The following is a 17,969-nucleotide window of genomic DNA, read 5'->3' as shown; positions in this document are numbered from 1 at the left end:
AGGACCCGAGGCTATTCCGCGCTCACGGGCGAAGTCGGTTCGTGAAGCCACTGTGCGGCGGCGCGAAGCACGTCCTGGGGCAGGGAGTGGCCTCCGGCGAACTCCAGGTAGCGCACGTCGAAGCCCGCCGCGCCCAACTCGGCGACGATGCGACGGCCGCTCTGCTCGACGGGCAGCACCGCGTCCTTGTCACCATGGGCGATGAAGACACGCGGCACGCCCCGGGGCTCCGCCGCGTCAACGAACCCGGGTGAGAAGGCGAGGATGCGCGGGAACAGGTCTCCGTTGAGGATGCCGAGCGCCAGCGCATACGACGCGCCATCCGAGAAGCCCGCGACGGAGAGCTGCTCCTTCGCCACGGCATGGCGCGCGAAGACGTGGGCCAGGGCCCGGTCGATGAAGGCAAGGTCCTCGCTGCCTGTCGCCAGCTTGTGGTCCCACGTCACGCCCCGCGACTCCGGTATCACCAGGATGAGGCCCTCGGCCTCCGCCAGCGCCTGTGTCACCTCCAGCATCTGCGCCGCGTTTCCCATCGCGCCGTGCAGCAGCACCATCAGCGGCGCGGGCTGCCCCGGGCGATAGGAACGGGGCACGTAGAGCAGGCCGTCTCGCTTGCCGCCTCCAAGGCCCAGCGGATGCAACCCCACGAGTCCGGGCTCGGTGGGCGCCGCGCTGGGGCGGGCATGCACGCGACCATCCGAGGACACAGAGGGCGAGGCCTGGACCTGGGCCGGCGGGTCCTCGCGCGTGACGGCACGAGGAGTTCCGCAGTGGGTGAGGCCGAGGAGCCACGCGCCACTCACGAGCAGGCGCGCCCATCGCAACGAGTTCGCTTCGTGCATTGTCGTGCGCCTGTCGCTTTCGCGCTCACCAGAGCGGGGCCATGTTCTCCACGTACTTGAAGCCCGTGCCCGTGTTGAAGACCACCACGGACTCGTCCGGCGTCACCTGTCCTGCGGAGTGGAGCTTGCGCAGCGCGGCCACACAGGCACCGCCCTCCGGTGCGGCGAAGAGTCCCTCGGAGGCCGCGAGTTCCTTCGTGCCCTGCACGATTTCCTCCTCGGTGACGGAGATGGCCGTCCCGCCGCTGGCCTTCACGGCTCGGAGGATGAGGAAGTCGCCCAGCGCCTTGGGCACTCGCAGGCCGTGCGCATGCGTCGTCGCCCCAGGCCACATGGGGGCATCCGGCTGGCCCTCCGCGTGGGCCTTCACGATGGGCGCGCAGCCTTCGGCCTGCACCGCGACCATCCTCGGGCGCTTCGAGCCGATGAGCCCCATGGTCTCCATCTCCTCGAACGCCTTCCACATGCCGATGAGCCCGGTGCCGCCGCCCGTCGGATAGAGGATGACGTCCGGCAGCGTCCAGTCGAGCTGCTCCGCCAGTTCGTAGCCCATCGTCTTCTTGCCCTCCACGCGGTAGGGCTCCTTCAGCGTGGCGCACTCGTACCAGCCATGCTCGCGCGCGAGCCCCGCGCAGACCCGCCCCGCGTCGGTGATGAGGCCGTCCACCGTCTCGACGTGCGCGCCGTAGGCACGGGTCTCCATCAGGAAGAGACTCGCGATGTCCTTGGGCACGAAGACATGGGCCTCCAGGCCCCCTCGCGCCGCATAGGCAGCCAGGGCGCTCCCGGCGTTTCCCGCCGAGGGCAGGCACACCGCCTTCGCGCCCAGCACCTTCGCCATGCTCACCGCCGCCGACAGGCCGCGCGCCTTGAACGAGCCGGTGGGATTGCCTCCCTCGTCCTTCACCATGACGTGCTTCAAGCCCAGCCACTCCGACAGGCGCGGCGCCTTGAGCAGCGGCGTGAAGCCCTCGCCCAGGCTGAGCCGCTGGGCCGGGTCCTCCACGGGCATCACCTCGTGGTAGCGCCACATGGAGCGCTCCCGCGTCGCCAGGGCCTCGGGCCGTAGCGTCTTCGCGGCGCGCTCCAAGTCGTAGCGCGCGAAGAGCGGTGCGCTGCAGGACGTGCACAGGTTGAGCACGACGCCAGGCGCGAAGGTCCGGTCGCACTTCGTACAGTCGAGTCGGATGACAGGCATGGGACGCCGACTCTATTCCAGCCGGCACCCGAAGGCCGAACGTCTCGTTACCGTGTGGCCGCGCCCTGCGTCGGTGGCAGCCACTTGCGCAGCACGCCCGGCGCGGAGGACCGGTAGATGTTGTCGTGGCGAAGGTCCGGCCGGGGCTCGACCTCCCACTTCAGCCCCACGGGCGCGCTCACCCGGAGGACCTCCCCCAGCCGAGCGACGGCGGGGACGATGTCATCCACCTCGTTCGCCGACGACACGTACAGCTCCGCGCGCAGGTCCGCGCGGGCCGCGAGCCGCTCGCCCGCCTGACGCACCAGTGACTCCGCGTTCCACCAGATGCTGGGGCTCAGGGCCAGGTACGTGCCGAACAGGTCCGGCTCCAGGAAGAACGTCTCCACGATGAACAGCCCCGCGAGCGACTCGCCGATGATGGCCCGCTCCTCCGTCACGCGATAACGCCGACGGACCTCCGTCATCAGCTCGTCGCGGATGAACGCGCGGAACGCCTCCGAGCCTCCGGTGATGGGAGCAATCTCCTTGTCACTGGCCACCGTCGTGGGCCCCGTCATGTCACGCCTGCGCACCGTGTTCTCGATGCCCACCACGAGCATCGGCCGCAGCTCGCCCGCGCGAATCGCCGCGTCGACGGCCGAGGCGACATGCGGGAAGTCCTCCTGGAGCCCACCGTCCGGCATGTAGAGCACCGGGAAGCGCGCGTCCGTCGCCGCGTCGTATCCCGGGGGAGTGTAGACGGCGATGCGCCGCTCCTCCTTCAGCGTCGCCGAGGCGAGCGTGAAGAGTTGATGCGCGGGCACGGGCTCGGCCGCGGCGGCGGGAGGCTTCCCCGTCGATGCGCAGCCCACGAGGAACATCCCCAACCCCACGCACAGCATCGGCCATCGCATCCGAGTCACGCCTGTCCTCCCGACTTCAGTCCTTCAGTTCCAGCCACACCGGCGCATGGTCCGAGGGCTGCTTGCCCTTGCGCGCCTCCCGGTCCGTGTCCGCGCCCGTCAGCCGAGGCACCAGCGGCGCCGACACGTAGAGGTGGTCGATGCGCAGGCCCAGGTTCTTCGGGAAGCCGAGCATCCGGTAGTCCCACCACGAGAAGCGCTGCGTGTCCGGGTACAGCTTCCGGTACGCGTCCGTCAGTCCGAAGGCGCGCAGCCGCTGGAGCGCGTCCCGCTCCTTCAGCGTGAAGAGCGTCTGCCCTTCCCAGAGCTTCGGGTCGTAGGTGTCGATGTCCTCGGGCGCCACGTTCCAGTCGCCCCCGAGCACCAGCGCCTCGTCGGGCTTGTGCCGCGTGTCCAGGTAGCGCCGCAGGCGGCCGTACCACTCCAGCTTGTACTCGTACTGGGGCGAGTCCACCGTCTGGCCATTGGGCGCGTACGCGCTCACCACGCGGATGCCCGCCACCGTCGCGGCGATGAGGCGCGCGTGCGTGTCATCCACGCCGTCCGACAGCCCCTTCACCACGTCGCGCGGCGCCTCCTTCGCGAGGATGGCCACGCCGTTGTAGGTCTTCTGCCCGTGGACCGCCGCGTGGTAGCCGGCGTCGCGCACGGCCTCCATCGGGAAGTCGTCCTCCGTGCACTTCAGCTCCTGCAGGCAGAGGATGTCCGGCTGCGCGCTCTTCAACCACTCGAGCAGTCGCTCCTGCCGGGCCCGTACCGAGTTCACGTTCCAGGTGGCGATTTTCATCGCGGGCACCGTCGCACGACACCCACGCCCCCGCCACGGTTTTCCCCCTCGCGTGCGGCCCCAGGGACACACCCCGTCGCACGCCCTCGGGGCAGGCCCCTGGCACGCCCATCGCAATAGCCCCGGGTGGGAGGACTCCCACAGGAGCCCTCTCGGAGCGTTCTTCTCGAACGCCCCGCCTGGAGTCGAGGTCGCCATGAGCCCGAGGACGAGGAAGGCCACCCGCCGCACCCTGGGTTTCACCCTGCCCCCCGCGCTGAAGAAGTCCCTGCTGCCCACCTGCCTCGCCGCGCTCGGCCTGGCCGCGTGGACCGACGTGCCCCTGCCCGCCTCGCTGCGCCCGTGGCTCGCGCTCGCCGAGCAGCACGCGCGCACCCGCGAAGCCGTCACCCCCGTGGTGCCGAGCGACTTCGCCGAGGCCCCGCGACTCATTCCCCTCGCCCCTCCGGAAGTGACGAGCCCCATCGTCGAGCAGGCGCCCCGCCCCGCGCCCGAGGACGCCCTGGCGCTGCCCCACGAGCACGGGCGGCGCGTGGACCACCTGGGACGCGCGCGCTCGCTGCGAGAGCTGGGTGACGTGTCGGGCGCGCTCACCGAGGTGCGCCGCGCGCTGCATGACGACCCGGCCGACACGGACGCGCTGACGCAGGCCGCACGGCTCGCCCGCCTCCAAGGCCAGTCCGACGTCGCGCTGCTGGCGTACGCGCGACTGGGCCACCTGGTTCCCGAGGACGCGGGCGCCCTCATCCAGCAGGCCCGCCTGCTCGTGTCCCTGGGACGTCACGCGGAGGCGGTGCGCGTGGGCGAGGAGGCCGTGCTGCGCGCTCCCGAGGACGCGGAGGCGTATCAGGTGCTCGGCCGGGCACACCTGGTCGGCGGCGAACTGACGTCGGCCATCCTCCGCTTCCAGCAGGCCGTGCACCTGGAGCCCGAGCATGGCTACGCGCTCAACAACCTGGGCTTCGCGTACCTGCGCGCGGGAGAGAACGCGAAGGCGGCCGAGGTGCTCACGCAGGCCGCGGAGCTGCTGCCGAACGTGGCCTACGTGCACAACAACCTCGGCGTGGCGTGGGAGCGGCTGGGCCGTAAGGAGGAGGCCCGCGCCGCGTATGGCACCGCCACCCGGCTGTCCCCGCGCTACGTCCAGGCCCGCGTCAACGCGGACCGCATGAGCCGCGTGGCCCAGGTGGACCTGGACTCGCCCGAGGCTCGCGGACAGGAGGGCCTCTCTCCGCGGCCCGTGGCGCCGTAGCGCTCCCCTGCCCGCAGGCCGGCCTCCGGACGAAAGGAGGCCGGTCCGATTCCCGATTTCAGATGCCGACTTGGTCTAACGTGCAGCCCCCGTCGAGAAGCACATGACCCTGGCCCGTGTAATGCCCACTCCGCCCGAAGCTCCTCCTCCTTCCACCCCGGCGCCCGCGCCCGTTCCGCCGCGCCCTGGATTCGGCGCGCGCCTCTGGAAGTGGACCAAGCGGTTGCTCATCACCGGCGCCGTGGGTCTGTTGCTCTTCGTGCTGGTCGGCGTGGGGGCGTACATCTACTACAGCCGGGATTTGCCCTCGGTGGACGCGCTCCAGCACTACCAGTTGCCCCAGGTCACCAAGGTGACGTGCGCGGACGGGAGCATCTGCGCCGAGTACGCGTTCGAGAAGCGCACCGTGGTGCGTGTCGCGGACCTGCCGCCCCACGTGCGCGACGCCTTCCTGGCCGCCGAGGACGCGGACTTCTACAAGCACGTGGGCCTGGACCCCTTTGGCATCGCTCGCGCCGCCATCAAGAATCTCATCCCCGGCAGCCGCAAGTCCGGCGCGTCCACGATTACGCAGCAGGTGGTGAAGAACCTGCTGCTCACGCCCGAGCGCAGCCTGTCGCGCAAGATTCGCGAGTGGATTCTCACCCCGCGCGTCGAGGAGGCGCTCACCAAGGACCAGATTCTCGGCCTCTACATCAACCAGTCCTATTACGGGAAGCGCCGCTACGGCGTGGAGGAGGCCGCGGTCTATTATTTTGGCAAGCACGCCAAGGAGTTGAGCGTGGGCGAGGCCGCGGTGCTGGCGGGCACCGTGCAGATTCCCCACCGCATCAACCCGGAGACGAACATGACGCGCGCGAAGTCGCGTCAGCGGTACGTGCTCGGGCAGATGGCCAACCATGGCTTCGTGCCGCGCAACATCGCGGAGGCGGAGCTGGACAAGCCCATCGTCCTGGCCCCGCGTCCCCAGCAGGGCGTGGGCCCGTACTACGCGGAGGAGATTCGCCGCACGCTCATCGAGCGCTATGGCGAGCACGCGGTGATGGAGGGCGGCCTGCGGGTGGACATCGCCATGGTGCCCAAGCTCCAGGTCGCCGCCGAGCAGGCCGTGCGCGAGGGCCTCGAAGCCGTGGACCGGCGCCAGGGCTATCGCGGTCCGCGCGGCACGCTGGATGACGCGCAGTGGGCCCGGCTGCGCGGCATGGTCGCCACGCGAATCGAAGAGGCCGGCCGTCGACTGAAGGACCAGGGCTACGTGGCGGACCTGGCGCCGCTCGCGAAGGCGGAGAAGCCGGAGCCGAAGGCGGAGACCGAGGAGGACGGCGCGGAGGAGCAGCGCCCGGACCTCACGCCCGAGGACGAGGCGCCTCCCTCCGAGGAGGAGCTGATGGTGCGCGCGGTGCTCCTGAAGCCCCTCTCGGAAGGGCTGCGGCTGACGGGCTATGTGACGGAGCTGGACGAGAAGCGGAACGTGGCGCGCGTGGACCTGGTGGGCCGCACCGCGGAGATTGCGTACCCCTCCGTCACGTGGGCCCGGCAGAAGGGCAAGGGCGCGCCGAAGAACATCTCGGACGTCTTCACCAAGGGACAGCTCGTCTACGTGCGAATCTTGAAGGCGCCTCCCGCGCCGGCCTTCGTGGAGGCCACGCTGGACCAGGTGCCGCTCGTGCAGGGTGGGCTGGTGGTCATCCGCCCGGAGAACCGCAACGTGGTGGCGCTGGTGGGCGGGTACGACGCGGCGCGCTCGTCGTTCAATCGCGCGACGCAGGCCAAGCGTCAGCCGGGCTCGTCCTTCAAGCCGTTCCTCTATGCCGCGGCCCTGGGAAGTGGCCGCTACACGCCGCTCTCCATGGTGAACGACGCGCCGGAGACCATTCGGGACCCGTACACGGGCAAGGCGTGGAGGCCCCAGAACTATGACCGGCAGTTCGAAGGGCCGATGACGCTGCGCACGGCGCTGACGAAGTCGAAGAACACGGTGTCCGTGCGGCTCATCGAGTCGCTGACTCCGCCCACGGTCATCGACTTCGCGCGCCGGGCGGGCATCCGCTCACCCTTGCCGGAGAACCTGACGCTGGCGCTCGGCACCGGCGAGGTGACGATGCTGGAGGCGGTGAACGCCTACTCCACGCTCCAGTCCAATGGCCGCTACGCGGAGCCGCTGATGCTCCTGCGCGTGCGCGACTCGCGCGGCAAGGTGCTTGAGGACCATCAGCCGGCCTTCGAGGAGATGCTGCCTCCCGCCGTCGCGTACCTCACCACGTCGCTGATGCGCAGCGTGGTGGAGGAAGGCACGGCCAAGGCCGTGCGCGAGCTGAACCGCCCCGCCGCGGGCAAGACGGGCACCACGCAGGAGTCCAAGGACACGTGGTTCTCCGGCTACACGATGGACTGGGTGGCCAGCGCGTGGGTGGGCTTCGACGACAACTCGCCGTTGGGTGGAAGTGAGACGGGCGGCCGGGCCGCGCTGCCCATCTGGCTCCAGTTCATGCGCGTGGCCCACGAGGGCCTGCCCGCGCGCGACTTCGAGGTGCCGTCCGGCATCCTCCAGGTACGCATCGACCCCGTCACGGGGCTGCTGGCCGGAGCCTCCGTCCCGGGCCGGCTGGAGCCGTTCCTCGAGGGCACCCAGCCCACCGCCGAGGCCCCGCCTCCGGGCCAGGTGACGACCGACGAGTTCTTCCTCAACGAAAACAACAGGAAGGGTTTGTGAGCCGAGCCCAGGTCCTCGCACCGCTGCTGCTCGCACTCACGGCCCACGCCGCGCCGCGGTCCTCGACCGACGAAACCGTGTCCGCCGTCCAGCGCCTCTCGCAAGAGCTGGCGTCGGACGTGCGCGCCCTGCCCGCCGAGGCGCCCGTGGCGCTGTACTTCTCGGGAGGCTCGGCCGAGCTGCGACGCGCGGTCGGCAGCGTGCTGGCGGCGCGACTGGCGGCGGAAGGATTGGCTCCCTCGGTGGTGGACGCTCCGAGCGCGGAGGCCGCCGAGGGCGTGGCTCGCGCACAGGGGGCCCGCACGCTGGTGCGGCTGACCGTGGACGTGGAGGCTGGCGCGCTGCGGGCTCGCGGGGATGCGCTGGGCACCTGGGTCAACTTCTGGTCGGGCCGCGCGCTGACGCGCCCTGCTCGTCCGTCGGGTGCGCTCGTCGAGTCGGTGGAGGCTGACGCGGAGGCGCTCGCGCTCGCCTCGGTGGGCACGCCGCCGACGACGACTCCTCCCACGGGCGGGCCCCGGGGCATCCGGCTCCTGGGGGCGACGCTGGTCCGGCTGGAGCAGCCCGTGGCGGCGCTCGCGGCGGGAGACCTGGACGGCGATGGCCGCGACGAAATCGCGGTGCTGACGGAAGAAAACGTGTCCGTCTTCACGGCGGATGGACAACTGCTGGCCCGCAGGGAGCTGGGTTCGTTGCCCTTCTCGAACGCGACGACTCGCGAGCCGTTTGGCGCGCTGGCCGTGCTGTCGGGGCCGCCCCGGCTGGCCGCGTGGAGCACCCGTCGTGCGCAGGGAGAAGTGCTTGTCCTGGACAAGGGCCGGAGCACGCTGCGCCCCGTGGGGACATTGGACAGCGCGCCACTCGGTCCCGTGGAGCGCGGCGGCTTCGTCCCCGGGCAGACGGCGTTCCAGGCCGAGGTGCGGCTGGGGGACGGCAAGCCCGTGACGCTGCTTTCGCCCTTCACCACCGCGAGCTTCGCATCGCCGAGGATGCTCTTCGTCCACGCGGATGGCACGGGCTCGCTCTATCCGCGCGTGGGCGCGACGCCGACGCGACTGAGTGGACTGGGCGCTGGCAGTGCCCTGGGAGACTTGGACGGTGACGGCACGACGGAGCTGCTGACCACATCCGCCCTGCTCCAGCCTTCGCCGGATGTGCTCCGTGTCCACGCCCTCAACGGGGGAGACCCCACGGTGCACGAGCCGCTGTGGCAGGGCCCGCTGCCCACCGGGCGCGCGTTGTTCGTGGTGACGGCCAACCTGGATGGCGACACGCGCCGCGAAGTCGTCGTGGGCCTGTCGAAGCCGGATGGTACCGGTGAGCTGTTCCTCCTTCGCCAGGGTGCTCCATGAAGTCCCGCCGCATCGCCCTCGCCAGTCTCGTGCTCCTGGGCTCCGCGTCCGCGTGGGGAGCGGGACGGACTCGCTACGGCGGAGAGGTGCGCGTCGCTCATGCCGGGCCGCCCGAGCTTGGAGAGCCCTCGCTCGCCGACACCCCGCTGGAGGCCACGCTGCTGGGCCTCTTGTCCCGCCCCGTCTGCGCGGTGACGCCGGAGGGAGAGGTCCAGCCCACGCTGGCCCGTGAGCTGTCGCGTCCCACGCCGCAAGTCACGCGGGTGACGCTGCCCAATGCCGCGACGGCGAACGCGCTGGCTCGCGCGTGGACGCGCCTGTCGAGCACCGACGGGGCTTCGCCGTACCGGGCCCTGCTCTATCCGCTCCGAGGCGAGGGACGGCAGGTCACCGCGAGTGGCGCCTCGCTGGAGCTGGCGCTCTCATTCCCATGGCCGGATTTGGAGCGCGCGCTGTGCCACCCGGCCCTGGCCGCGCCCGTGGCCTCCTCGACTCCGGGCCCCTTCTCGGCCGCGGGGCGAGGCGCGCTGGATGCGCAGCTCGGCTGGCCTCGGGGTCGCCCGTATCTGGACCGACTGCTGCTCACCGCCACGGATGAGCGAGGACTGGCCCGGCTGTGGTCCGCCCGGCAGGTCCAGGTGGAGCTGGGCGTGTCCTCGGAGACGGACAACGCGCCGGGGGCCCTGCTCTACGCCACGTATCTCGCCTTCTCGCCTCGGCGCCTTCCGACGGACTTCCGGCAGGCGGTGGAGAGCTCCATCGACCGCGAGGACCTCACTCGCCTCTTCGTGCACGGCCCGGCGGTACCCATGCCGCACCTGCTGCCGCCCGCGCTGATGCCACAGCCGCCCAAGCCCCGTCCGGCGGCGCCCGCGGCGGGTCCGGCTCGCACGGTGACGCTCGTCTACGACGCGGCCCTGGACGACCAGCGCGCGGTGGCCGAGCGCATCCAGGTGAAGCTGCACGAGCGCGGCTACACCGTGGCCCTGGAGCCCCTGGCGCGCTCCGCGCTGCGCGCCCGCTGGGCCAAGGGAGACTTCGAGCTGATGCTGCATGCGGTGCTGCTGCCTCCCGTGCCGGGGCCCGCGCTCGCGGTGGTGCTGGACGCGGGTGGGCGCAAGGACCTGCTCGGCGTGGAGCTGCCCGCGATTGGAGCGCTGTCGGATGCGGCGGCGAGGGATGCGCGGGTCCGCGAGCGAGCCCTGGCGCTGGCCGCGTCGCTGCCTCTGCTGCCGCTCTACGCCCAGGGACTTGGGTTGCGCGCGATGCCGGAGGTGGGCGGGCTGGTGATGGACGCGCAGGGCCTGCCGATGCTGGACGGGGCCTTCCTGCTGCCTCCCGAGGGAGCCGGCACCGGGGGACGCCCATGAGGGGCGCCCGCGCCTTGCTCGAGGGGACACACCCTTGCGCCTGAGGACCCGGCTGGCGCTCGCCTTCGCCCTGCTCGCCCTGGTGCCGCTCGCGGTCGTGGTGCTGCCCACCCTTTCACGGCTGCGCGACACGCTGACGCGCGAGCTGGATGCACGCATGCAGGCCGCCACCACCAGCGCGCAGGAGTCGCTGGAGCGCACGGCCACCACCGCCCGTCGCGCGGTGGAGGAGCTGGTGGACAGCGCCGCCATGGAGGACCTCGCACGCGAGGCCCGTGAGCGCCCCACCCGCGCCATTCAAGCGGGCACGGCGGAAGCGCTGATGAAGACGCGCGGGCTGACGGTGCTCGCCCTCTTCGACCGGAGCGGCACCGTGCTGTCCTCCGGGCACCTGCCCGCGCGACGCGGAGACCCGGACCCGGTCCTCTTCGCCGTCACGCGTGAGACTTCGCCCAAGCCCGTGCCGGTGCGCGTGGAAGTGCGCACCCCCTCCGGGCTGCGACAGATGCCAGCGCTCGTCACCGCGCGCCCGGTGGACTACGGCGACCTTCGCCTGTGGGCCGTGGGTGGCGTGCTGCTCGATGACAGCCTGGCCCAGCACCTCGCGCGACTGACGCAGGCGCAAGTCTCGCTCGTCTCCGGTGACACCGAGCTGGCGAAGGCTGGCACCGCGCTGCCTCCCACGGTGGTGCGCGAGCTTCCCCTGGGCGAAGCCGCCACGGTGCGACTCGTCTTCAGCCGCGCCGCCGCCCGCGAGGCCGAGGAGGGCGTCATGCGCGCCTTCCTCCTGCTCGCCGGACTGGGGGGCGCCTTCGCCATCTTGCTCGGGCTGCTGGTGTCGCGGTGGATGACCCGGCCGGTGGAGGCCCTCACCGAGGGAGCCCGGCGCGTGGCCGAAGGCGCGCTGGACGTCCAGGTGACGGCCGACGCCACGGGCGAGGTGGGCGAGCTGGTCCGGACGTTCAACCACATGACGTCCGAGCTGAAGGCCACGACGGAGCGGTTGATGGCCAGTGAGCGCATCGCCGCGTGGCAGGAGGTCGCGCGGCGGCTGGCGCACGAAATCAAGAACCCGTTGACGCCCATCCGCATGTCGCTGGAGACGCTGCTGGCCGCGCAGGAGGCCCGGCACCCTCGCTTCCCGGAGTTCTTCAAGGAGAGCGCGGGCGTGGTGCTCGAAGAGGTGGACCGCCTGCGGCGCATCGTCGACGAGTTCAGCCGCTTCGCGAGGATGCCCAAGCCGCAACTGGCCCCCGTGGACCTGTCCGAGCTGACGCAGAGCGTGTTGTCCCTCTACGCGACACCTCCCGAGGGCATCCAGATACTCCCGGCGCTCCAGACGGGTGTGGTGGCCCAGGTGGACCGGGACATGCTGACGCAGGTGCTGGTGAATCTGGTGAAGAACGCCGAGGAGGCCATGACGGGCAAGGGCGGCCACCTGCGCGTGCGGGTGAAGGGCACCGACGCGGACGCCATCATCGAAGTCGAGGACAGCGGCCCGGGCATCCCTCCCGAGCACCGCGCCCGCATCTTCGAGCCCTACTTCACGACCAAGGATGGCGGCACGGGACTCGGGCTGGCCATCGCCGCGCGCATCCTCCAGGAGCACGGCGGCAAGCTCGAAGTCGGCGGTGAGCCGGGCCAGGGCGCGCGCTTCAGCGTCGTGCTCCCCCGCGCGGACGTCCCCGCGTCCAGCCTCGTCAGAGCGCCCTAGCCGGAAACGCATGAGGCCCGAGGCGAATCATCGCCCCGGGCCCCGATGTCGACTCGCGGTGGAAGCCGCGCTCAGTCCTTGACGGGCGTGGCCTTGAGAGCGGCCTTGCCTTCCTTCACGTAGACCTGGAAGCGCACCGTCTTGCAGGCGTACTTCTGGACGAGCTGCTCCTTGTTCTTGCGCAGCTTCTGCACGAACTTGTCGTACGTCAGGCCATCGGCCGGCTCGCCGCACCGCTCACGGGTGGTGACGAACTCGCGGAAGACCTCCTGGAAGTGCTGCTCCTCGGAGAGCGCCACCGCGGAGTTGCCGGACGGACCCGCGCCGGGGAGCGGAATCGCGGCGGGCCCGCCCGAGCGCGACGGCAGCGGAATGGGCGCCTCGGCCGGCCGGGTGCTGGCCTGGAGCAGCTCGCGCGGAATGGCCGCGACGCGCGTCGTCTCCGGGTTGTCGGGCGTCTGCGCCGCCGCCAGGGCGAACGGGTTGGCCGCCTGCTGGAGCGTGTAAGCCGCCGTGGGCTGGTCCTCGAAGGCGAAGGCACCGCGCCGAGGCGACGCCGTCGACAGGGGCTCACCCGAGGCGGAGAAGCCACCGGCCTCGGACTCGAACGGCATCGCACCGCCGAACGGCGTGGGCGCGGGCTGCTGGGACGCGTACGGGCTCGCCGCCGGAGGAGGCGGAGAGGATGGAGGCGGCGCCGGGAAGGGGAACGCATCCGCCGAGCCGAACGGATCCGCCGAAGCGAACGGGTTCGACACCGGCGCGGGGGCCGGCGGCGGCAGCGCGAACGGATCCGCGCCGAAGGGCTGGGCCGCGGGAGGCGGCGGCGCGGCCATGGCGAAGGGGTCCGCGCCAAAGGGCTGGGCCGCGGGAGGCGGCGGCGCGGCCATGGCGAAGGGGTCCGACATGGGGGCCACCGCCGGAGGAGGCGGCGCCGCCTGCGCGAAGGGGTCCGGCAACGGGCCCGGCGTCGGCGCGGCGGCGAACGGCGCCGAGGCGAACGGATCCGCCGTCGGAGCGGCGGCCACCGGCTGCGGCTGCGGCGCGGGAGGCACCACCGCGTGGTGCATGGGCGCATTCGCCGCCATCGCGGCCGACAGGCTGAGCGTGTCGGAGGTGCCCTGCACGTCGTCACCGGAGCCCGAGCTGGAGCCGCCCATCAGCGCCGTCCACACCAGCGTCAGGGCCAGGAGCCCCGCCAGCGCGACGAGCGCGGTCTGCTGGTAGTCCGCGACGGCGCCCAGCACCGACTGCGTCCCGGCCACCGCGAGGATTTCCAGCGGAGTGCCTTCCAGCGTCCGGCGAGTCCCCACCGCGAGGGGCGCCTGGCCCCCCAGGAAGTCACCTTCCGTCATCATGGGCAGGCCCACGGGCCCCAGCGCCTGGAGGCTTCCGCGGCGAATCACGACGCCGCTCGCGTTGGCCGCCACCTGCGCCAGCGAGCCCTCCGCGAGCAGCTTGTCCGGCCCCACGGCCGCCACCGAGTCACCCTTCACCAACCCGAGCGCGGAGACACCGGTGGCCGTCACCGCGGCCTCCAGCGCGCCCTCGTCGAGCAGCGGCGCGCCCACCACCAGCGTCACCGCCGGCTGCATGCCGAAGTCCCCGCCCCACAGCACGGGCACCGAGGCGAACACGTGCGTCGCGCCGAGCGCGTCCACCACCGAGGTGCCGGCCTTCGCCAGCGCGGCGACGTCCAGCTTCGCGGCGTCCGAGGAAGGCTCCGCGCCCGCGACGGCATGGAACGCGGCGTCAGGGGCGGCCAGCGCCACCACCAGTCCCTTGAGCTCCTTGGGCAGGACGGCCTCGGCCGCCGTGCGCACGGCCCCGAAGCGCTCCGCCGTCAGCGGCTGGAGGGCGCTGGCCTTGTCGTCGACCTTGTCCTTGTCCTTGTTGAACTGCGGACGCGGGGGGACGGCGGGCTTGGGAGGAAGCAGCGCGTGGACCGCGGAGGCGACGTCCGGCGTGGCGGCCAGCTTCAGCGCCAGCGCCTGCACCTCCGCGCGACGCGCGTCCACGCGACGCGCCACCTCGGCCACGCCCGAAGCGGACTGGGCCGTGGCTCCGTCCACCGCGCGCGCGCGCAGCGGTCCCGACAACATCGGGAGATGAGCAAGCCCCAGTCCAATGACCAGGAACGCGAAGAGGAGGAACTTGAGGCGGACCATCGCCGTCCTTTAGCCCATGGGTGAAGGGTTCCGCTTATAGCGTTCACCATTCGGACCCAGCAAGATTCGGACAGCGTACAACGCGGGCCCGGCCGCCCGGTGGACAACCGGGAAGACCGGGCCCTACACCGAGGCACGCCCCGGGCTAATAGTTGGGTACGTCCGCCGCCACGTCGTCGGGCAGCCCGTTCGTGTGCACGTCGCGGCGCTTGTCCACCGTCTTGCGCAGGGTGCGCTCCAGTCGGTCACGCGCCGCGTCGATGGCGGGAAACAGCGTCTCCGCCCTCTCGGTGACATGCACGGAAGCGAAGCTCGGCATGTGCACCGTCACCCGGCATTCCTTGTCCACCCCACCCTTCGGACCGTTGATGTCCACCAACGAGATGTCGATTTCCGCCGCCTCGTCGTCCGCGATTCGCGCGATGTGGTCCACCAGATGCTCCTGCAGGTAGTCCCTCATCGACTCCGTCAGGGTCAGATGCACGCCCCGCATCAACACCTTCATGGCATCACCTCCAGGCCCAATGATGGACAGTCCCCCGCCCGCTGGTGAGGGGGGCTTATCCCCCCGCCTGCTCTCCAAGCGGAGAGGCACGCGGCCCCGCACCTTCGCGGCGGACGAATCCGACAAGGGCCAGGGTTACCCAGACGCATGGGTGCCGAGCGAATCAAGGTCCTCCTCGTGGAGGACGACGGTGACAGCCGGGAGCTCCTCGCGGAGCTGCTCGAGTTCGAGTTCGACGTCGTCACGGCCAGCGACGGGCTCGCGGGCCTGAAGGCCTTCGAGAGCGAGCTGCCGGATGTCGTGGTGACAGACGAGTCCCTGCCGGGGCTGCATGGCACGGAGCTGGCCCGGCGGGTGAAAGCCCGCGCGCCGCGCACGCGCGTCATCCTCGTCTCCGGCTACACCCAGGTGGACGGCGCCGAGCACTGCGACCTCGTCCTGCGCAAGCCCATCGACGTGGAGCGGCTGAGCAGCTCGGTGAGCCAGCTGGGGGAAGAAGCGCGCCAATGGCAGGGCGACGACGCCCGACAGTGAACGGAAGGACTGGCCCCCGGTGCCGAGACAGGACACCAGACCTACTATGTCCCTCCAGGACGACGTCCAATGGGCAGGAGGGACCGACATGAAGTACTGCGCCAGGTGCGGTTCGGAGTATCGGGACGATGTCGAGCAATGCGCGGACTGTCCGGGCAACCCACGGTTGGTGGACGCGGGGGAGATGCGCAGCCGGGGACTCCCGCTTCCACATGAGCTGGACAAGCGCGTCTTCGTGCGCGCGGGCACCACGGACAATCCGCTGATGGCGGAGGTCTTCGCGGAGCTGCTCCAGGAGGCGGACATTCCGGTGCTGGTGCGGGCGGGCCGCTCCGGTGTCGTGGACAAGCTGACCACGGGCAACCTGCTTCCCTGGTGGGAGATTCTGGTGCCCGAAGAGCAGCAGGAGCGCGCCGCGGCGATGATTGAACGGGAGCGCGTGCAGGAGGCGGCCACCACCAACGAGGCGGTCCAGGCCGCCGAGGACGAGGAGCGGGAGACCGAGCAGGCCGCGTCTCCCCCACCCGCCCTCTGACGCATCAGGGCGAGCGGACGACGGCGCCAGGCGAAGCGGACTCCGGGCGGCGGGCCTCGAAGAGGCTCACGCCCGTGACCTTCCACTTCGCGTAGCGGGAGTTGCGGCCGAGGAAGGTCTCCAAATCTTCGTCCACGACACGGTTGTAGCCCCCGCGCGAGGCGTGGCGCAGGTAGGTGCGGCCCTTGCGCTGCACCACGAAGCCCAGGTGCGTCACGCGGGTGGCTTTCAGCGGAAGGTCCTCGCGCAGCACCACGAGGATGGTGCCGGAGGGGATGGAGCGCGCGTGCTCCATCACCCGCTCCAGCGGAATCATGTTCATCCCGAACGTGCCCACCGGCTGCCGCTCCTTGGGGAGCTGGAGCGCCTGGGACGAGCGGGACTGCCACGTCAGCGGCGTCAGCGTCTTCGTGACGGCCACCGCGTCCTCGCCACCGAAGCGGCGCGTCACGTCGCGCAGGAAGCCCTTGCGGACGTTGTTGGGCAGCCACTGCGCCTCCATGAGGTGGTTGCGATCCTCATAGGCCGGGGCCTGGGCGTAGCGGATGTGCTCCAGCAGCGGGGCGACCTCCGGCTCCGTGTGCGCCAGCCCCAGCGCCAGGGACTGCTCGACGAAGGTGAGGCAGTCCACCGCGTCCAACCGGAACGTCGGATCCGGGTCCACCCCCGAGCCCTCGCCCAGCGGGGACAGGACATAGGGCGTGTTGATGAAGCGCTGGCTCATCGTGAGCAGCCGCTCGGTCAACGGCGCGTTGGCGGACTCCACCACCAGGGCCGCGAAGGCGCTCGCGTCCAGGCCCGTCCAGCCGTTGGGCCGCGGGGGAGCGGCCGTGGCCGCCTGGGCCGCGGGCGAGCCGGAGTCGAGAATCCGGTCCGCGCCGGGCGTGGCGGAGTCCTTCTTCGAGGAGGCTGGCGTCGCCTGGGTGACGAGCGCCGCGGCCAGCACCACCGCCCACGTCATTGCGCCACGCCCGCCCTTCGGAGGATGGCCTTGCGCCGGTCATCCTGGAGCTGGAGCGTCTCCAGTTCCTTCTCGTACGAGAGCTTCTCGTCGCCCTTGGCGTTCCACGAGGCCAGCACCAACCAGTCCAGCATGGTGCCGTCTCCACCCTGGTAGAGGATGCGCGCCGCGCCGGCGGCCAGGGCCCGGTCCTTGTCCTCCAGGAGCGGCTTGAGCGCGGGGGTGGCCTTCTTGGCGGCGACGCCCTCGAACAGCTCCAGTCCCTGCCGGCGAACGAAGCGGTCCTCCGCGCCGAGCAGCTTGTTGGCGAAGGCGAAGCCCTCCGGCGAGCCCAGGCGACACAGGCCGCGCGCGGCGGCGAAGCGGGTGCTCTCCGAGTCGTTCGTCAGGTACTCCTTGAGGGGCTTCACCTGCTTGGCGTCGCCCGTCTCGCCCGCGGCGGCCAGCATGATGGCGCGGACCTCCAGCTCCTGCTCCTCCTTGGCCGCGGCCATCAGCGGCTTGCCCATCTTCGGGTTGCGAGAGGCCCCCAGGGCCCGGGCCGCGTCCCGGCGCACCCCGCTGCTCTTGTCGGCCAACAGCGGCACCAGCACCTGGACGTTGCGGCTCTTCAGCCTGGCCAGGCCCTGCGCGGCATACATGCGCACCGTGCTGTCGCCATCGCCAGCGAGGCGGACCAGGGAGGACTCCGCGGAGCGCGTGTCCAGCCCCGCCAGCACCGCGACGAGGTTGCGGCGGACCCGCTCCTCCAGCACCCGGCGGAGGGAGTCGGTGATGATTTCGGCCGCGTAGGGCTCCTCGCGCAGGTAGCGCAGCCGGGAGACGGCGGCGGCGACGGCCCCACCCTGGATGACGGTCTGAACGACCTTTTCCGTCTCGGCGCGGCGCTCGCCACGCTTCGCGGCGGACGCCTGGGCGGACAGGGCCAGGGGGGGGAGGAGCAGCGCGAGCAGCAACAGGAAGCGGGCGGAGAGGACGGACGGGCGCACGGGGGGACGACGATGGCAAGGGCGGCGCCTGCCGTCAAAGTCCCCGCCGCCGGCCGGCCCCCCGCTTCAACGGGGTCTGCCCGATTCTTGACCCCCCAAGAGGCGATTGATACGACCGATGCCTCTTTCCCTCCTCTAGAGGCG

General features: G+C 71.4%; 15 protein-coding genes. 7 read left to right on the top strand and 8 right to left on the bottom strand.

Annotation, left to right across the window (positions count from 1 at the left end):
- Positions 1-11: 11 nt before the first annotated feature.
- From G4D83_RS01510 to G4D83_RS01495, 4 genes are read right to left on the bottom strand one after another with little or no spacing between them, the layout of a single operon-like run.
- On the bottom strand, positions 12-842 hold the full coding sequence (locus tag G4D83_RS01510; RefSeq protein WP_163861775.1) for an alpha/beta hydrolase: 831 nt from the start codon (positions 840-842) through the stop codon (positions 12-14).
- A gap of 25 nt (positions 843-867) precedes the next feature.
- The gene (locus G4D83_RS01505) at positions 868-2,040 is read right to left on the bottom strand and encodes a threonine synthase (RefSeq protein ID WP_163861772.1); all 1,173 of its coding nucleotides are present in this window, start codon (positions 2,038-2,040) and stop codon (positions 868-870) included.
- A gap of 47 nt (positions 2,041-2,087) precedes the next feature.
- Positions 2,088-2,936, bottom strand: coding sequence for an alpha/beta hydrolase (locus tag G4D83_RS01500; protein WP_163862751.1), 849 nt, complete (start codon positions 2,934-2,936; stop codon positions 2,088-2,090).
- 25 nt (positions 2,937-2,961) lie between these two features.
- The gene (locus G4D83_RS01495; RefSeq protein WP_163861769.1) at positions 2,962-3,732 is read right to left on the bottom strand and encodes an exodeoxyribonuclease III; all 771 of its coding nucleotides are present in this window, start codon (positions 3,730-3,732) and stop codon (positions 2,962-2,964) included.
- A 196-nt stretch (positions 3,733-3,928) separates the two neighbouring features.
- On the opposite strand from G4D83_RS01495, the gene G4D83_RS01490 reads away from it, so the two are divergent.
- The 5 genes from G4D83_RS01490 to G4D83_RS01470 all read left to right on the top strand — a co-directional run bounded on the left by G4D83_RS01490 (position 3,929) and on the right by G4D83_RS01470 (position 12,133).
- Positions 3,929-4,984, top strand: coding sequence for a tetratricopeptide repeat protein (locus G4D83_RS01490; protein ID WP_163861768.1), 1,056 nt, complete (start codon positions 3,929-3,931; stop codon positions 4,982-4,984).
- A 103-nt stretch (positions 4,985-5,087) separates the two neighbouring features.
- Complete coding sequence (locus tag G4D83_RS01485; protein ID WP_176434027.1) at positions 5,088-7,697, top strand: penicillin-binding protein 1A; 2,610 nt, start codon at positions 5,088-5,090, stop codon at positions 7,695-7,697.
- Entirely contained in the window at positions 7,694-9,049 is a 1,356-nt protein-coding gene (locus tag G4D83_RS01480; RefSeq protein WP_163861765.1) for a VCBS repeat-containing protein, read from the top strand. Before G4D83_RS01485 ends, G4D83_RS01480 begins: the two co-directional genes overlap by 4 nt.
- Positions 9,046-10,419 (top strand): periplasmic substrate-binding domain-containing protein, encoded by a 1,374-nt coding sequence (locus tag G4D83_RS01475; RefSeq protein WP_163861762.1) that lies wholly within the window; start codon positions 9,046-9,048, stop codon positions 10,417-10,419. Before G4D83_RS01480 ends, G4D83_RS01475 begins: the two co-directional genes overlap by 4 nt.
- 34 nt (positions 10,420-10,453) lie before the next feature.
- Positions 10,454-12,133, top strand: coding sequence for an ATP-binding protein (locus G4D83_RS01470; protein ID WP_163861759.1), 1,680 nt, complete (start codon positions 10,454-10,456; stop codon positions 12,131-12,133).
- A 71-nt stretch (positions 12,134-12,204) separates the two neighbouring features.
- Here the strand turns inward: G4D83_RS01470 and G4D83_RS01465 are convergent, their stop codons facing one another.
- Together G4D83_RS01465 and hpf are read right to left on the bottom strand one after the other, a co-directional pair.
- Positions 12,205-14,301 (bottom strand): MXAN_5187 family protein, encoded by a 2,097-nt coding sequence (locus G4D83_RS01465; protein WP_163861756.1) that lies wholly within the window; start codon positions 14,299-14,301, stop codon positions 12,205-12,207.
- 145 nt (positions 14,302-14,446) lie between these two features.
- Positions 14,447-14,806 (bottom strand): ribosome hibernation-promoting factor, HPF/YfiA family, encoded by a 360-nt coding sequence (hpf, locus tag G4D83_RS01460; RefSeq protein WP_163861753.1) that lies wholly within the window; start codon positions 14,804-14,806, stop codon positions 14,447-14,449.
- A 147-nt stretch (positions 14,807-14,953) separates the two neighbouring features.
- Between hpf and G4D83_RS01455 the strand changes: the two genes are divergently transcribed.
- On the top strand, positions 14,954-15,340 hold the full coding sequence (locus tag G4D83_RS01455) for a response regulator (protein WP_163861750.1): 387 nt from the start codon (positions 14,954-14,956) through the stop codon (positions 15,338-15,340).
- A gap of 88 nt (positions 15,341-15,428) precedes the next feature.
- On the top strand, positions 15,429-15,875 hold the full coding sequence (locus G4D83_RS01450) for a putative signal transducing protein (protein WP_163861747.1): 447 nt from the start codon (positions 15,429-15,431) through the stop codon (positions 15,873-15,875).
- A gap of 4 nt (positions 15,876-15,879) precedes the next feature.
- Here G4D83_RS01450 and G4D83_RS01445 read toward each other — a convergent pair whose 3' ends face one another.
- Both G4D83_RS01445 and G4D83_RS01440 read right to left on the bottom strand, forming a co-directional pair.
- Positions 15,880-16,836, bottom strand: coding sequence for an N-acetylmuramoyl-L-alanine amidase-like domain-containing protein (locus tag G4D83_RS01445; protein WP_163861744.1), 957 nt, complete (start codon positions 16,834-16,836; stop codon positions 15,880-15,882).
- On the bottom strand, positions 16,833-17,825 hold the full coding sequence (locus tag G4D83_RS01440; protein ID WP_163861741.1) for a HEAT repeat domain-containing protein: 993 nt from the start codon (positions 17,823-17,825) through the stop codon (positions 16,833-16,835). The genes G4D83_RS01445 and G4D83_RS01440 overlap by 4 nt, the downstream gene beginning before the upstream one ends.
- Between the last annotated feature and the right edge of the window lie 144 nt (positions 17,826-17,969).

This window comes from Myxococcus eversor (genome assembly GCF_010894455.1).
GTDB classification, from domain to species: Bacteria; Myxococcota; Myxococcia; order Myxococcales; family Myxococcaceae; genus Myxococcus; species Myxococcus eversor.
The sequence above is the reverse complement of the archived record's forward strand: the minus strand, read 5'-3'. Positions and strand labels throughout refer to the sequence as shown.

What these genes read in the sequence shown, in the direction of transcription:
- G4D83_RS01465 (WP_163861756.1), bottom strand. Translation starts at nt 14,301, where the DNA reads ATGGTCCGCCTCAAGTTCCTCCTCTTCGCGTTCCTGGTCATTGGACTG.
- G4D83_RS01505 (WP_163861772.1), bottom strand. Translation starts at nt 2,040, where the DNA reads ATGCCTGTCATCCGACTCGACTGTACGAAGTGCGACCGGACCTTCGCG.
- G4D83_RS01490 (WP_163861768.1), top strand. Translation starts at nt 3,929, where the DNA reads ATGAGCCCGAGGACGAGGAAGGCCACCCGCCGCACCCTGGGTTTCACC.
- G4D83_RS01445 (WP_163861744.1), bottom strand. Translation starts at nt 16,836, where the DNA reads ATGACGTGGGCGGTGGTGCTGGCCGCGGCGCTCGTCACCCAGGCGACG.
- G4D83_RS01495 (WP_163861769.1), bottom strand. Translation starts at nt 3,732, where the DNA reads ATGAAAATCGCCACCTGGAACGTGAACTCGGTACGGGCCCGGCAGGAG.
- G4D83_RS01475 (WP_163861762.1), top strand. Translation starts at nt 9,046, where the DNA reads ATGAAGTCCCGCCGCATCGCCCTCGCCAGTCTCGTGCTCCTGGGCTCC.
- G4D83_RS01500 (WP_163862751.1), bottom strand. Translation starts at nt 2,936, where the DNA reads ATGCGATGGCCGATGCTGTGCGTGGGGTTGGGGATGTTCCTCGTGGGC.
- G4D83_RS01485 (WP_176434027.1), top strand. Translation starts at nt 5,088, where the DNA reads ATGACCCTGGCCCGTGTAATGCCCACTCCGCCCGAAGCTCCTCCTCCT.
- G4D83_RS01450 (WP_163861747.1), top strand. Translation starts at nt 15,429, where the DNA reads ATGAAGTACTGCGCCAGGTGCGGTTCGGAGTATCGGGACGATGTCGAG.
- G4D83_RS01455 (WP_163861750.1), top strand. Translation starts at nt 14,954, where the DNA reads ATGGGTGCCGAGCGAATCAAGGTCCTCCTCGTGGAGGACGACGGTGAC.
- hpf (WP_163861753.1), bottom strand. Translation starts at nt 14,806, where the DNA reads ATGAAGGTGTTGATGCGGGGCGTGCATCTGACCCTGACGGAGTCGATG.
- G4D83_RS01510 (WP_163861775.1), bottom strand. Translation starts at nt 842, where the DNA reads ATGCACGAAGCGAACTCGTTGCGATGGGCGCGCCTGCTCGTGAGTGGC.